Origin of the sequence: uncultured Microscilla sp., from assembly GCF_947493425.1 — a bacterium.
Classification (GTDB): domain Bacteria; phylum Bacteroidota; class Bacteroidia; order Cytophagales; family Microscillaceae; genus Microscilla.
Genome location: NZ_CANLRP010000049.1, coordinates 1 through 14,596, shown reverse-complemented (window position 1 = coordinate 14,596; position 14,596 = coordinate 1). Strand labels below are relative to the sequence as shown.

General features: G+C 41.5%; 12 protein-coding genes. 3 read left to right on the top strand and 9 right to left on the bottom strand.

What is annotated here, in order from left to right; translation table 11 throughout:
* Positions 1–21: 21 nt before the first annotated feature.
* Positions 22–1,530: a RelA/SpoT domain-containing protein gene (locus Q0954_RS14420; RefSeq protein ID WP_299458007.1), complete on the top strand. Its 1,509-nt coding sequence runs from the start codon at positions 22–24 to the stop codon at positions 1,528–1,530.
* A gap of 70 nt (positions 1,531–1,600) precedes the next feature.
* Here Q0954_RS14420 and Q0954_RS14415 read toward each other — a convergent pair whose 3' ends face one another.
* From Q0954_RS14415 to Q0954_RS14400, 4 genes are all read right to left on the bottom strand, one after another.
* On the bottom strand, positions 1,601–3,850 hold the full coding sequence (locus Q0954_RS14415; protein ID WP_299458005.1) for a helix-turn-helix domain-containing protein: 2,250 nt from the start codon (positions 3,848–3,850) through the stop codon (positions 1,601–1,603).
* A gap of 125 nt (positions 3,851–3,975) precedes the next feature.
* Positions 3,976–4,806 carry a hypothetical protein gene (locus Q0954_RS14410; RefSeq protein ID WP_299458004.1) on the bottom strand — a complete coding sequence of 277 codons (831 nt, stop codon included), beginning with the start codon at positions 4,804–4,806 and terminating at the stop codon, positions 3,976–3,978.
* 103 nt (positions 4,807–4,909) lie between these two features.
* A complete protein-coding gene (locus tag Q0954_RS14405) occupies positions 4,910–5,581 on the bottom strand; it encodes a response regulator transcription factor (protein WP_299458002.1) in 672 nt (223 codons plus the stop codon).
* A 517-nt stretch (positions 5,582–6,098) separates the two neighbouring features.
* Complete coding sequence (locus Q0954_RS14400; RefSeq protein WP_299457999.1) at positions 6,099–6,845, bottom strand: helix-turn-helix domain-containing protein; 747 nt, start codon at positions 6,843–6,845, stop codon at positions 6,099–6,101.
* Positions 6,846–7,106: 261 nt separating this feature from the next.
* On the opposite strand from Q0954_RS14400, the gene Q0954_RS14395 reads away from it, so the two are divergent.
* On the top strand, positions 7,107–7,727 hold the full coding sequence (locus tag Q0954_RS14395; RefSeq protein WP_299457997.1) for a hypothetical protein: 621 nt from the start codon (positions 7,107–7,109) through the stop codon (positions 7,725–7,727).
* Between the two features lie 389 nt (positions 7,728–8,116).
* Here Q0954_RS14395 and polA read toward each other — a convergent pair whose 3' ends face one another.
* Together polA and Q0954_RS14385 are read right to left on the bottom strand one after the other, a co-directional pair.
* Positions 8,117–10,984, bottom strand: coding sequence for a DNA polymerase I (gene polA, locus Q0954_RS14390; RefSeq protein ID WP_299457995.1), 2,868 nt, complete (start codon positions 10,982–10,984; stop codon positions 8,117–8,119).
* Positions 10,985–11,288: 304 nt separating this feature from the next.
* The gene (locus Q0954_RS14385) at positions 11,289–11,603 is read right to left on the bottom strand and encodes a DUF4286 family protein (protein WP_299457993.1); all 315 of its coding nucleotides are present in this window, start codon (positions 11,601–11,603) and stop codon (positions 11,289–11,291) included.
* Positions 11,604–11,753: 150 nt separating this feature from the next.
* Between Q0954_RS14385 and Q0954_RS14380 the strand changes: the two genes are divergently transcribed.
* On the top strand, positions 11,754–12,266 hold the full coding sequence (locus Q0954_RS14380; protein WP_299457991.1) for a hypothetical protein: 513 nt from the start codon (positions 11,754–11,756) through the stop codon (positions 12,264–12,266).
* Between the two features lie 370 nt (positions 12,267–12,636).
* On the opposite strand, the gene Q0954_RS14375 is transcribed toward Q0954_RS14380, so the two are convergent.
* The 3 genes from Q0954_RS14375 to Q0954_RS14365 form a co-directional block, all read right to left on the bottom strand.
* Entirely contained in the window at positions 12,637–12,909 is a 273-nt protein-coding gene (locus tag Q0954_RS14375; protein ID WP_299457989.1) for a hypothetical protein, read from the bottom strand.
* 9 nt (positions 12,910–12,918) lie between these two features.
* Positions 12,919–13,761 carry an Rpn family recombination-promoting nuclease/putative transposase gene (locus Q0954_RS14370; protein WP_299457987.1) on the bottom strand — a complete coding sequence of 281 codons (843 nt, stop codon included), beginning with the start codon at positions 13,759–13,761 and terminating at the stop codon, positions 12,919–12,921.
* Between the two features lie 88 nt (positions 13,762–13,849).
* Positions 13,850–14,407: a thioredoxin family protein gene (locus Q0954_RS14365; RefSeq protein WP_299457985.1), complete on the bottom strand. Its 558-nt coding sequence runs from the start codon at positions 14,405–14,407 to the stop codon at positions 13,850–13,852.
* Between the last annotated feature and the right edge of the window lie 189 nt (positions 14,408–14,596).

The following is a 14,596-nucleotide window of genomic DNA, read 5'->3' as shown; positions in this document are numbered from 1 at the left end:
AAAATATTAAAGGAAGGAATTATGCCATTATTTGGACCAAGTAAAAGTAAAAGTAAAAAGGATAAGGATAGTCAAAATGCTCAGAATAATCAGAGTAACAATCAGCAAAGCCGATCGAAAAAAAAGAAAAAGAAAAGCACCCCAAAATCGGGGGATCAATCAAGCCAGCCACTCCATAACTCTAAACAGGCAACACATAGCGCTAAACACAAGCCACATAAGTCTAAACACACGCCACATAGCTCTAAACATGCGCCACATACCTCGTTTCGCTCACTCAATGACTCTGGGAGTCAGAGCAGCATCAAATTTTCGATGGAGAGTAAACATATAGACGCTAAAGTAACCCACACCCTAGATTTGCTCAAGCAAGAGTTTAAGGGTTTAGAGATGGGTAAACATGAGCTGCACGCTCAAATCATTAAGTACTTAGTAAATAGGGAAAATATTGACCCTAATAAGCTAGATGAACCAGGGTTAGCAATGGCAATGCATAAATATATGGCGCCTAGTTTTGTAAAAGACCCCAGAAGTAGAAAAATGACTGCGGGTACTATGAACGACCGCTTAGAACAACAAATGTACGCAGATAAGGTAGATAAACTGCACCCAAAACCCCAAGAAAAAGCACAGTATATAGACCGAATGAATAGTGGAGGCATCACCCCCCAAAAAGACGATAAAGGCAGGCTCCACCAAGGGATCGATTTGCAAAACCCTGTAGATAGTGAAGCAGCACTGCTAGAACTGCTTATTCAAGCAAATTTATCTCAAAAAGAGTTTGACGCACAGTTAGCCAAGGTTCAGGGCATGTTGGACAAGGGTAAAAGGCAGGTAACGGCACATAAGTCTGACATCAAGGGTTGGGACAGAGCCTATGACAAACAACAAAATAAATACCACGATGCTACCTTGATCAAAGACTTGGTAAGGGGTACCTTGATATTTAATTCTGTAACCGACCTGGTGCAGGGACGAAATTACATTTACGATTGTTTTACAATATATGGTACCAAAAACTCTATTGGGCACCCTACCGCGACGGGCTACCAAGATATGAAAATAAACGTGAGGTTGACTACGGGGCATATAGGCGAGCTACAGCTACACCTACAAAGCATGGTAAGCAAGAAAGACCAAGGTGGACACGGCTTATACCGCTTTATCCGGGATTTTGACGAAGGAAAAACTTCAGACTTCAGCGATGATCCCAAAAAAGCCGTTAAAAGGCTAAAGCCAGTGTTACGGACTTTGAAGGCAAACAAGCAAAAAGCCATTACAAACCACCAAAACAAAACAGGGCTCAGCACCAAACGAGGCCCACTCAACACCCGCAAACACGACCGTAAGATTGCTTTTGTTAAATGGCTTATTGCTAGTATTGAACACGGACAAACATTCAACCTGAACCAGGATGAAGGCACATTACTCAAAGAAATTAGTAGAGATATTTATGCAAGTGCAGAACAGGACATTGCTAAAGAAATAAGCTATAGTTCAGATTTAAAAAGGGTTTTAAAAGTAGATTAATCATTCACCAAAGGAGCACATTGACAGGTGCTCCTTTTTTAGTGATTTTTCGGAAAAATCACACATAAATCTAAGTTTTACTTTGTTTGCCCTCCAAAAACCGTTGATGTGCCAGCGCCATTTTTAACTGAGGGTAGTCATATACATGCTGTAGGGCTTCTTTGAGGGTTTGGAGGCTGGTAGTTTGCAAAAGCTTCGACTTTGCCAAAATAATGTCCAGGTCTGGCTGGGGTAAAAAATCAGTCACCGAAAGCTCGCCCTTTTCTACAAAACGCGACAAATGTCCCTCGATAGTGGCAGGAGTTAGCCCCCTTTCTATGGCTATTTCTTCAGGGCTTTTGCCCGCCTGGTATAGCTCAAAAGTAAGGTCGTGAGTAGAAGTTTGAGGTGTTTTTTGGGCTACCGAAAAATGCTGTTTTTGGGCTTGGTAGCTCGATGAATTTTCCAGGCTTTCTTTGCTCAATATTTCGTCATTGGCTACACTATTTACCAATAGCTCGGCTTTCACTATTTGTTTGTTGAGGTCTATCAGACCTTGCTGGAGTTCTGTCAATTCTTTGCGGTATTTTTTCACTTTTTTCTTTTGTCCTACTTCTTTTTTGTGGGCGTCAAACTTATCGAATAAAGCCAATAGTTGGGGCAAAAAATAAGCCGTAGCCTTGCCCACCCGTTCTTGTAAATATTCAATGGTTTGACGAGATGGAGCAAAGGAAAGCATCCGGGCAATTTGGTTGACAAACTTATCGGCTACCTCTCGCAGGGGTACAAACTCGGCTAATATACCTTCTGTCCAACCTTTAAAAGCTTGTTTTGTCGACAGTTTCGCATCTTTGTCAAAAGACTGTAAGTGTTCTTTGAGCAGGCTTTCCCACCCATTCAAGTCAAAGGCCTTGTAAGCAAACCTCATCACAAAACTTTGCCTTTCTTTTTCCAGATTTTCGCTGAGCACAGTCGCTGAAGCTTTTTGCTGGTTAAAACTTATCAGGTTGGGGTCTTGGGCAATTCGCCGTGACGGAATCGGGGCAGCCAATACCATTCCCTGCAAACCTGTAAGGCGGGAAAGTGCCACATACATTTGCCCGGGAGCAAAAGTTTTGGAAAGGTCTAAGATGGCTTTTTCGAAGGTTAATCCCTGGCTTTTGTGTACAGTAATAGCCCAGGCAAGTTTGAGCGGATATTGAGTAAAGGTTCCGATAATTTCTTCTTCGGTTTCACCAGTTTCTTTATCTACTATGTAACGTTTGTTTTCCCACGCAAAAGGTGCCACATAAATCACCTTAGATTGCTTGCCTTCCGTTTCGTCGTCTACCCTTATACCAATGGCATCCTCTTCCAATACTACCACTTTGCCAATCTTACCATTATAGTAGCGGGGGCTTTCGCCCGAATCATTTTTGATAAACATGACCTGTGTGCCCTTCTTAAGTTCCAGTTTTTCGGCACAAGGGTACATACGTTCAGGAAAATCGCCCTCTACCTCTGCCGGATACTTGTACACTTCAGATAAAATTTTACTCAATTCCTGTTGATTAATCGTATCTGCCTGGTGGTTGTGGGTAGTAATATTGATGTAACCTTCTTTAGTGTCTGTTGTCAGATCGGGGTCGTGGTATTGGTTGAGCAACTGTATATCTTCGGGGTATAATTGATTGTCTCTTAAACGGTTGAGTAATTGGATAAAACGTTGGTCAGACTGACGGTAGATTTTGTCTAACTCGATATACACGGGTGGGTGGTGCACCAATGCTCTGGCACCAAAAAAAAAGATACTGGAGTAGTAATTTCTAAGCACCTGCCATTCGTCGGGGCGCACAATGGGGGGCAGTTGGTTCAGGTCGCCAATAAACAATACTTGCAGGCCTCCAAAAGGGCTTGAGTCCCGGCGAACCTTGCGCAAAATAAGGTCGGCACAATCAAGCAAATCGGCTCTTAACATACTCACCTCATCAATAATGAGTAGCTCTAACTTTCGGAGCAGTTTGCGTTTTTCTTTGCCAATTCGTTGCTCTGCCAATACAATCTTGGGTGTATAAAAGCGGCGATTGCTACTGGTGTGAGTGGGCATCTGGGGGTTATCTTCAGGCACAAAACTACCAATGGGCAATTGCAAAAGAGAGTGCAAGCTTACGCCTCCGGCGTTGATGGCTGCAATGCCAGTAGGTGCTGCTACTGCGGTGGTTTTGTAAGTGTTTTGAATAATGTACTTGAGCAAGGTAGTTTTACCCGACCCTGCTTTGCCGGTCAAAAATATGTGCCGATGAGTTGCATTTACATAATGTACGGCTAGTTGTGCCACTTCCGAAAGTTCCAGGTTTTGCATGGTCAAATTAAGGCTTGCCAAAGCTGAAATGCAATTTATTAGGCAGGTTTTCTAGTTGCGGCTTTTCACACCAACAGGCATTGTCATCTAAGGACTTGCCTCTTATCAAAACTCTACTACCACGGTTAGTATTCTTCTACTTTTATAAGTTCCAACACTATTTTTACCTGGGAGTCCAGGGCTACATTATCGAGGCTGCCGATACCACCGCCTTTCATCTCTGCTGACATTTCTGTGCGCAAATTTACCTCAGAATATACAAAACAGTGGTTTTCATAGTCGAAAAAATAAGTGCCCTTGCCCTTATACTCAAGTTTTGCGTCTGCCTTCAACTCTTCTGGTACTTTCAAATCTGACACATTCCACTCGCCAGTTAAGACAGCGCAGTTTCGCTGCTTTTTTTTGGTTCTTTCTTTATAATACAACTTATGATAACCATTGGCAAACAAAGTAGAACCATATAGATGAAAAGGCAGTTTTACTACACTTTTGGCGCTTCCACCTTTGGCAAAGTCATAAGGAGGCAAAGGAAACAGGGTACCTAAGGAGAGGTTTCCTTTCAGTGTTTGAATTTGCCCATCTGCTGGGTAATCTTGATAAATGACCTGTGCCTCAGCCCCAGAGAAACCTTTACCAAAGGCTTTCTGATTCAAAATAGATTTTTTTTCCCGAATATTGGCCACTATCAAATCTGCCATCTGATTGCTTTTTACTTTTACCACCAAGGTGGCCTCCATAGTTTGAGCTGCTGCTTTGTCTGCATTATCGTCCGACAGAAAAGAGGAGTGTTTTTGAGTGGTGGTGTAGCGGTAAATGTATTTTTTAGGCTTGCTAAAATCCCAAATAAAAACCGTGTTTTTAGAAGAAGTAGTAGTATGCGCCTGTTGGTGGTTACACTGGGCAAAAAACAAGCTTGTTGATAACAACAAGACAAAACGCTGAATGGTATGTTTCATAATTTCTAAAAGTTTGATCAATGTTTTTGTTTACGTAAGGGGTATGACTGTGGGTTTCATTCAAACAAAAAACCATCAATTCAACCCTACCTTTACCTTATCTTCATGAGGCTACCGAAAACTCTCCCATTTGCAAAGCTTTGACTACCAAACCCACTACGTTTTTTACCCCAAACTTAGTCAATAAATTTTTTCGATGCGTTTCTACAGTGCGAATGCTCACAAACAACTGGCTGGCAATTTCTTGGGTAGTATATTCTTTCAAAATCAAGGCTAATACTTCACGCTCGCGAGGGGTTAGGTGTACGTCACCCCCTACCTTAGGTTTAGAGCTAATTTGCCGCTTTCGCTTGAGCCCACTCAACATAATTTGGGTAACAAAATCATCGAAATAGTAACCCTTTTCGTACACCGTGCGGATAGCCTTGCACACGTCCTGCCCTGAGGTAAGCTTGCGCAAATAGCCATTGATTCCCAAGTCGAGCAAATACAGCACACAGTCTTCTTGGTCATATACAGTTAAGATAATAATTTTGATTTTTGGATAGCGTTGTTTGAGTATTTTGGCGCATTCCATACCGTCCATTTGGGGCATTTTAATGTCCATCAGTATCACCTCGGGCAATTTATCGGCTTGTTCTAGTTGGTTGAGCAAGTCTTTCCCATGTTTAGCCTCTAATGCAATTTTTAAATCGGCATGTTGATGAATAATAAAAGTAAGCCCTTCTCTAAAGAGCTGCTGATAGTCAACAATAGCTATATTGATAGTGTTCATTCAGATAGTACTTTTAAGGATTGATTCAACTCAAGCCTTAAAATACAAATTATTACGATTTATCGGTATAATAAGTGAGCTTTTATATTGATGTTTAGTGTTGTTTGAAAACCTTCACATTTGCTCGACAGAAATATAACTTGCCCCTTGAGAGCCTCAGCTTTGTCAATCATATTTTGTAAGCCCAAGCCAAAATTGTCAGTCTTTGAAAAGTTCTCCAAGTCTACCCAAGCCCCATTTTCTTGGTAATTTAATAAAAGGCTGAACCCCAAAGACAAGTTCGGAGTTGTAAACCGAACTTGATTAGAAGGATTTAGAAACTCGCTAAAGCTCGGTTTAACACATCTGAAAACAAAATTCATCGAAAATCACGCTAAACGCGAAAATTTAACCACAGGAGGCTTGCCTCCTAACTCTACGAAGCTAAAAAACCTCCAAAAAGCAAATATGGTCACTCGTTAAAACACTAACTTTCAATAGTTAAACTTGAATAAAGTTATCTAAAGGAGCAAGGTTTTTACTGACGTAAGTACTGCCGAGGCGAGCACCCAAAACGTTGCTTGAACAAGGTAGAAAAGGTGCTGGCGTGTTCGAAACCTGTACCCAAGGCAGCTTGGATGACTGACTCGGCACCCCCACTTTCAAGCGTCTGCCAAGCAAGTTGTAGCTGTATTTCACGGATAAACTGGGCAGGCGATACTCCTAGGGCTTCTTTGATACGGCGAGTGAATTGGCGTTTGCTCAGGCAAGCCATATTGGCAAGCTCTTCTACTTTGAGGGGGGCTTGGAGAAGATGTTCTACTACTACTTGTTCCAGTTTTTGCACCCAAGATTGGTCTTTTTGCCCCACTTGTTTGCCCACAATTGCCTGCACCAAGAGAGGGGATTGTTGATTTGCCTGAAGGCAATTGCCCAAGGTACGCTCTATGTTGTTCAACTTCTCTAACAAACTTTTTTTCTGAGTTCCGGAGTGGTAGCTGGTTTGCTGAAACGACAAGATGTTGGTGAGCTCACCCACTAAAGGTTGTACAATTACCATGAGTTGAGGATTGCGAAGGGATTGATTTTTTGCTTCTTGACAAGCTCGCCACTCGGCAGGAGTAAACGCCATTTTTATTGCCACTTTCATAAATTTTTCTTGATCGGGTGACACTTCGGCAGGGGCAAAGTACAATAGGTTGGGTTGGCACATTCTCAATTTTGATAGCTCGCAGGGGCTTGCCACAGCTTCGCCCACAATAAGAATAAACGGATTTGCTGTCATTGCTCGTGTTTAAATAGTTTGTAATATAATAATCGCTGTCAGTAAAGTTCTTAGATACACCTATCTAATACCATAGGGGTAAATGGGGATATTTATAAAATCAGGGTTTTTGCGGAGATAAGGGCAGTATGTCCCGTTTCAGAAAGAAGTTGTCTTTTTTGAGAAAATAGAAATGGAGAATCCTAGAGATGTTTGATGATGCAACAGGTGGGTGCCGAAAAACCTTAAACAGAGTAGGTAAAATTTAAATCATATTAAATAATGATTAACTTTCAAACTTTCGGAAAAATTAGCGACTGGATTTTAAACTCAATTGTTTTTAATAAAACTGAAAACAGGTGGTATGGAGTTGGAGCAGATAATACTGTTAGCACCATGAACAACCTTGCTTTTCAACCTTGGGGGGATAAAATATTAAAAGGTAATTGGAGATTAAAAATGCTCACAGTTGACACAAAAGGCACCCTGTGGTGTGTAGGTACAGAGTCCAATATTGGAAAGTGGAATGGAACAGGATGGGATAGTCCAGCAGAGTATGGGAAGAATTTGAAAATGATTGCTTTTGATGACAATAATAACATGTGGTGTGTGACTAATAATCACATTGTCGCAAAATGGAACGGAAACGCCTGGGAAGATCAAAAAGAGCTGCTAATCTGGGCCGTAGCTTGGATTGCTTTCAACCCAGGAAGTCCGAATAAAATTTATGTTATTGGCACAGAGCATAACCTTGGAGAATTTGAGTTTAATCAACCTGGACTTGGAATACAAAGCATCCACACAAACATTGCATTCAAATCCCTTACAATTTCCTCAGATGGTAGTAAATCCCATCTTTATGCTATTAATACTGACTCTAGTGTTTGTTTAGCAGAAATTTAAGAAACAAGTATTAGTTTCTATTGATCACTGTACCTGTAAATAATGGAAAGTTTGTGATTACACAGGCAAGTACAAGGTCTTACCCCTATAAAGAACTACTCGAACCATTTTGCAAAATATTATAGACTATGAATCTTGTTTTTAATCTTTTTCACTAATAATTAGCAAAAAACCGCTACCCATTATTATAAGTAGCGGTTTCTTTAAAACAATACTCCGCAGTGATTTTAGCCAAAGTTGACTACTGATTAAATTCGTTGAGCTCACAAGTTCGGTTTACAGGGCTTAATAAGGTAAACATTTACTCGAATCAGCTATGGGCTATGGACTAAATACTATGGACTATTGTTAAAATCTACGGACTCCCAACTATTGACTAAAACACTCATCTAATGCGCCTCCAGCCAAGTCTGCCCCTCACCTATTTCTACCTCCATAGGCACCGCCATGGTGCGATTAATAGAAGACAAAGCATTTTTCATCAAGTCTTCGATGGCAGGTTTCAAAATGTCCAACTCATCTTTATGCGCATCAAACACCAATTCATCGTGTACTTGTAAAATCATCTTGCTTTTGAGATTCTCTTTTTTGAGAAATTCGTGCAAACGAATCATCGCAATTTTGATCATGTCGGCGGCGCTTCCCTGAATGGGGGCGTTGATGGCGTTGCGTTCGGCGTTGCCTCGCTCTACTGCATTGCGCGAGTTGATGTTACGTAAATAACGACGGCGCCCTAGTATGGTTTCTACATACTCTTGCTTACGTGCCTTATTGATCACATCGTCCATATATTGCTTTACCGCAGGGAATTCTTCAAAATACGCTTTGATGATTTCGCCGGCTTCTTTGCGTGGAATATTCAGGCGCTCAGAAAGCCCATGCGCCGAAATACCATAAATAATCCCAAAGTTGGCGGTTTTTGCCTTGCGTCGCATGTCGCTGTCTACTTGGTCGAGCGGCACTTTGTATATTTTGCTGGCGGTAGTAGCGTGAATGTCTTCACCGTTTTGGAAAGCCGCAATCATTGTAGCATCCTGGCTAAACTCTGCCATAATGCGCAACTCAATTTGAGAATAATCTGCCGCCAACAATACAAATTCATCGCTGCGCGGAATAAAGGCACGACGCACTTCACGCCCTTGAGCAGTACGAATAGGTATGTTTTGCAAGTTGGGGTTGGTAGAGCTCAAACGTCCAGTGGCGGCTACGGCTTGATTATAAGAAGTGTGAATCAACCCGGTTTTGGCGTTTACCAATTCGGGCAAAGCATCTACATAAGTGTTCTTAAGCTTTTGTAGGCCTCTAAAATCTAAGATGTGTTGTACAATCTCATTTTTGTCGGCAAGCTTTACCAAAATCTCTTCGCCTGTGGCATACTGCCCCGACTTGGTTTTTTTGGCTTTGGGGTCTAGCTGTAATTTTCCAAACAAGATTTCACCCAATTGCTTAGGCGAGGCAATGTTGAACTCTTCACCCGCAATTTTATAAATTTTTTCTTCCAGTACCACCACTTCTTTAGCAAGCTCTTTCGACAATTTTGCCAAGCTCTCCGAGTCCAACTTTACCCCATTGGTTTCTACTGTAGCAAGCACCTCAATCAAAGGGGTTTCTACTTCGTTGAGCAGCTTCTCTAGGGTTACCTTCTCGCTACCATCTTCGGGGACAGGGTGGCGTAAATCCTGGGCCTTTATCTGAGCGTCAAAAATTTCTTTCAATTGCAAAGTAATGTCGGCATCTTCGCCCGCATACTCTTTTATTTTGTCTATAGCCACATCGCGCATGCTGCCTTGCTTCTTCCCTTTCTTGCCAATCAAGCTTGTAATTTCTACCGGCTCATAGTTGAGGTAACTCTTGGCAAGTACATCCATATTGTGGCGCATGTCGGGCTGTAGCAAGTAGTGGGCAATCATGGTATCAAAGAATTTACCTTTGAGCGTTACCCCATAGTTTTTGAGCACTACCAAATCGTATTTCAGGTTTTGGGCAATTTTTCCAATGCGCTCATCCTCAAATACTTCTTTAAACTCATCGACAATTGCCTGGGCTTCTTTTTGGTCGGCAGGCGTAGGCACATAGTACGCCTCACCCGCATAAGTAGCAAAGGCGATTCCTACCAATTCGGCATCTTGAGCTACCAAACTCGTAGTTTCAGTATCAAAACAAAACTCATCTTGTTGCTTCAGGTGGGCAATCAGCTCGGCACGTTTTTCAGGGGTATCTATAGCATAATAATGGTGTACTGTGTTGCCAATATTTGCCAGGTTGGTAGTTGGGGCTAAGGTTTGGTTATCATCGGCGGGGGTGCCATCGCCAAACAAACCCATTTGGTTGGCAGCTACTTTGGGGCTACGCTTGGTCTTTTTCTTGGCGGCACCAGCAGGTGCATCTTCTTTAAACAAGCGCCTGGTAAGCGTTCTAAACTCCAGCTCTTCAAACAAAGCCTTTACCTTGTCTTTGTCAAACGATTCGTACTTCAGGTTTTCTTCGCTAAAGTCTATGGGCACTTCTATGTTAATGGTGGCAAGTTTTTTCGAAAGCAACGCCTGGTCTCGGCTGGCTTCCACCTTTTCTTTTTGTTTACCTTTCAGTTTATCCGTATTTTCCAGCAAGCCTTCTACCGAGCCATAAGACTTCAAAAACTTCACGGCAGTTTTGGGACCCACGCCCGGTATACCCGGAATATTGTCTACAGCATCGCCCTGCATGCCCAAAAAGTCAATCACCTGATCTACCCGCTCAATGTCAAACTTTTCTAACACCTTGTTTACGTCCCAGATATCAATGCCATTGCCCATGTATGAGGGTTTGTACAAAAATATTTTGTCTTCTACCAACTGCGCATAATCCTTGTCAATGGTCATCATGTATACCTCGTCGAAACCTTCGCGGGCAGCACGTTTGGCAATGGTGCCTATAATGTCGTCAGCTTCATAGCCCGGCAACACTAGCGCCGGAATCTTAAACGCCTCTACCATTTTGTATATATAAGGTATGGCATTGGTAATGTCTTCGGGTTGCTCTTCGCGGTTGGCTTTGTATTCTTTGTATTCTATGTGTCTAAAGGTGGGCTCAGCAGTATCAAATGCAATGCCTATGTGGGTGGGATTTTCTTTTTGTAATACTTCTACCAATGAGTTAGTAAAGCCAAGCACCGCTCCGGTGTTCATTCCTTTAGAGTTGATCCGGGGGTTTTTGCTAAAAGCAAAATGCGCCCGATAGATCATAGCCATAGCGTCTAACAAAAAAAGTTTTTTCATGTGTATTTTTTTTAGTCAATAGTTTTTTGGTCGACAGTCCATAGCGCCGACAAGGTTCAAGGAACTAGGTACACCCTGTTCCATAAGCAACTAACAAATCCATAGTATGCTTACTTTCAGTGGCTTATGAATTTATTAGTTAAAAGTCCAATGCTGGCGTAGCTTCACAAAGCATCGATATGCATCGGTATCTAAGGACTTAGAAGCTCGGTTCCTTAGTAGAGATTTCATGCGTGCGTCAGCCACTATCGACCATCGACTATGGACTAAAGCGCCCCCACTACTTTCAACCAATCAATGACACCTACTCCACCACTTCCAACAAGGTACGGAAAGCATTCATCTTGTTGCCATAGCGGTCTACAGCTTCCTTGCGCAATTTTTCGGCGTGATTGTCTACATAGCGTTGGTAGTCTTCCATACTGTTTGCCACATAATGACAAGCATACGTGGTGGCTATAGCCTGAGGATCGTCTACCAATACCTTCATTAACTTGCTCTCAGTAAAACAGCCAGTAGCCATTACATCAGGCACGTGGTAATCATGCATCCAGTTGAGCCACTCTTCGCGCACATCATTTTCAATCAGTATTGTTACATTGTATACAATTTTCGCCATAAAATCTATAGTTTACAGGATACTCGTCCTGACTTTGTCAACTGAAATAAAAGTGAATATTTAAGGGCAAAATAACAAGTTTAAAACAGATTTTACTAACTTTTGAGAGAAGTAATCTAAATCCAATTTTTTTATAAATAACACACCTACATGAAAACATTTTCTAAATTTTTATTTGCCGCTTTGATAGCATTTGGTATACAAGCTTGTGGAGGGGGCGACAAGGCCAACAACAGCGAAGGTGATACTACCCAAACCACACAGGACACTGCAGCTAACACCGAAAACAAAACACCTGAAAAGAAGACAGGAGAAAACAGCACTAAAACAGCAGACGATACCACCGATGGAAATAAAACGGAAACAAGAAATACAGATAAAGAAAAACTTCTGGTGGGGGTTTGGGGCGACAAGCCCAACATGAGCCAGTTTACTTTCAAAGAAGATGGCACCTTTGAAGAAATTACTCCAGTACCAGTCATCACAGGCACTTACAAAGTAATAGGCAATGTGTTGATGATAGAAGGTATTAAAAAAATGGATGGGGCTGAAGACGAAAACTACAAAGACCAGTACGATATAGAGCAACTTGATAGCAAAAAAATGATCAAGCTCAAAAAAGGAGAGTTAGTTCGTGTATTTCGCTACGATGAAAAACTGTAAACATTTGTGTAGAGCAAACCTAAAACAAAGCCTGAAATTCATTGTAGTTTCAGGCTTTGTTTATATTAGGAATGGTACCAAAATAAATTTACATTTTTAACGTCATCTTTCGCTGACAGAATTCGTTAAAAAAACTTGTCGTAGCGCTGCTATGCCGCGTTTTTTTGCCTCTCCTGCCAACAAAATATTTTGGCGTTATGTACCAAGACAAAATTAAATATACCTAATATGCAAGTATAACTGTCATATTATGAGAGAGTTATCTTTGCTTGTAGCTTATAGCTGATTGCTTGCTGCTACTTACTATAGAACTTTATTTTTACACCATTCCTTAGCATTATATCTCCGCCTCTTTGTCGTTTATGTATGGCTACTTAGCGTGGGTTTGAGCATGTTTGTAGGCCGCTAAAATATCGGGATGAAACACTTCCAAAAACTTGTCTAACGGTTGTTTGGCTCTGGCAGCATAAGTTACCAAAGGCTCTAGTGGCTGTCCCAAGTCATAATGGTTATGCACTACCCAATACACACTTTTCTGTACACTATTTGCCTGAGTTTCCAGGTTAAAGGGTGGCAAATTATCTGGTGCTTTTACCCCTTCAAGTTTGGTAGTAATTTCTTTGACTATTTCCTCAACTTCCATACAACTTGTTTATATATGTTCAATCTGATCTAAAGTTAACCCAGTGGCATCGCTTATGTCTTGTGGCGAAAAACCTTTTTCTTTCATTCTTAAAGCAGTTTGGTGCAAACCCTGTTCTATACCCTCTTTCCTGCCTTGTTCTATACCCTTTTGAAGAGAAGTATTAATCACGTTGTCCCAACCACGGTAATTTTTCAAACTATCCTGATAAGCAATTTGCTGTTCCTTATCAAAGTGAGCTATCTCGGCAGCATCCAGTAGTTTTTGAAAAACTTTCTCTTGTAAAGCCGCTGGACGCTCTTGCAACTTACCCAAGTTCTGAAAAATATACATCCATTTATCATAATGCGTCTCAAGCTCATGCTCTTGTTTACTAAATTTGGGTATTTCGAGGTAAGTAAGCTGTAGCTTATTATTAAACACCTCGTTGGTTTCCAAATCTACCAATTGCACCTTGTGGTGAAAAGTAGAGACATTTTCGGCGAAGACAAAGCCCAGCAGAGCAATGGTATATACCCCCTTTAATTCAAAGTTCCATTTTTTCCCTGGTTCTGCCTGCTCTTGAACAGGAAAAGTAGTATAATAAATGCTACGGTCTATTCTTGAGCCTTGCTGAACTTTTTGAAGCTGCACAATAAACTTTTCGTCTTGTTCATTTTCACAATATACAACCAAGGTATTTGCAGCAGCTACCGAGTCCTGCGCCAACCTTTCATTGGTCAAATAAGTCAGCACATGTATACTTTCATGCAGCAACTCATTGATAAAGTCAATCAACAAATCTTTATTGCGTTCTTCACCAAATAGCTTTTTAAAGCCAAAATCGGTAAAAGGGTTTATAAATTTCTCCATACTGAAAGCAAGTTTAACAAGTGTTTCCAAAAATAGCCTTTTTTAGGCACACCTGCCTTATATCACTAATGATACTTCCTTGTTAAGCTTACCCCTTCCACTTAATATTACAGCCTACACTAGGGGTTTGGCTGGTGCTTACTGGTTTGCCCGCCAAAATAGCGTCTAAGGCCTGGCGCATGTCTTTGCCTGTAACAGGTACATTGCTTCCAGGACGCGAACCATCCAACTGCCCTCGGTATACACAACGCAGGTTGCCGTCAAAAATATTAAAATCAGGTGTACACTCTGCCGTATAAGCTTTTGCCACCTCCTGAGTTTCGTCATACAAATAAGGAAAAGGATAACCTAAACGAGCGGCTTCTGTTTTCATTTGCTCCGGACCATCGGCTGGGTACGCTTCAGCATCGTTTGAGCTAATGGCCACAAAAGATACACCCTTGGGCATATAGTCGTTTGCCAGTGCTACCAAAGCCTCGTTTACGTGTTTTACATAAGGGCAATGGTTGCAAATAAACATCACTACAGTTGCCTTGTCAGCCTTGAGCTGCTCAAGGCTCATTGTTTTGCCTGATACAGTATCGGGCAAAGTAAAATTGGGCGCAACAAAGCCCAAGGGTATTTGTTTGGTAGGAGTTAATGCCATATTTATTTAATAGTTTAATAGTCAATATACGATAGTTCAATGCGGTTTTCTTAATAAAGCCTTTAGCCTGTCGTAGATGGCTCACGCGTTTGTTTTTTTTATGCACAAAGCTTAAGAGCTTGTTTAAAAATCATTAATTAGGTTCCCGAATCAAGTTCGGCTCGCAGCTCCGAGCTTGTTCTCGGAGGA

Coding starts and splice junctions, on each gene's coding strand:
- polA (WP_299457995.1), bottom strand. CDS start 10,984: ATGAAAAAACTTTTTTTGTTAGACGCTATGGCTATGATCTATCGGGCG.
- Q0954_RS14415 (WP_299458005.1), bottom strand. CDS start 3,850: ATGCAAAACCTGGAACTTTCGGAAGTGGCACAACTAGCCGTACATTAT.
- Q0954_RS14385 (WP_299457993.1), bottom strand. CDS start 11,603: ATGGCGAAAATTGTATACAATGTAACAATACTGATTGAAAATGATGTG.
- Q0954_RS14400 (WP_299457999.1), bottom strand. CDS start 6,845: ATGACAGCAAATCCGTTTATTCTTATTGTGGGCGAAGCTGTGGCAAGC.
- Q0954_RS14375 (WP_299457989.1), bottom strand. CDS start 12,909: ATGGAAGTTGAGGAAATAGTCAAAGAAATTACTACCAAACTTGAAGGG.
- Q0954_RS14420 (WP_299458007.1), top strand. CDS start 22: ATGCCATTATTTGGACCAAGTAAAAGTAAAAGTAAAAAGGATAAGGAT.
- Q0954_RS14365 (WP_299457985.1), bottom strand. CDS start 14,407: ATGGCATTAACTCCTACCAAACAAATACCCTTGGGCTTTGTTGCGCCC.
- Q0954_RS14405 (WP_299458002.1), bottom strand. CDS start 5,581: ATGAACACTATCAATATAGCTATTGTTGACTATCAGCAGCTCTTTAGA.
- Q0954_RS14370 (WP_299457987.1), bottom strand. CDS start 13,761: ATGGAGAAATTTATAAACCCTTTTACCGATTTTGGCTTTAAAAAGCTA.
- Q0954_RS14395 (WP_299457997.1), top strand. CDS start 7,107: ATGATTAACTTTCAAACTTTCGGAAAAATTAGCGACTGGATTTTAAAC.
- Q0954_RS14410 (WP_299458004.1), bottom strand. CDS start 4,806: ATGAAACATACCATTCAGCGTTTTGTCTTGTTGTTATCAACAAGCTTG.
- Q0954_RS14380 (WP_299457991.1), top strand. CDS start 11,754: ATGAAAACATTTTCTAAATTTTTATTTGCCGCTTTGATAGCATTTGGT.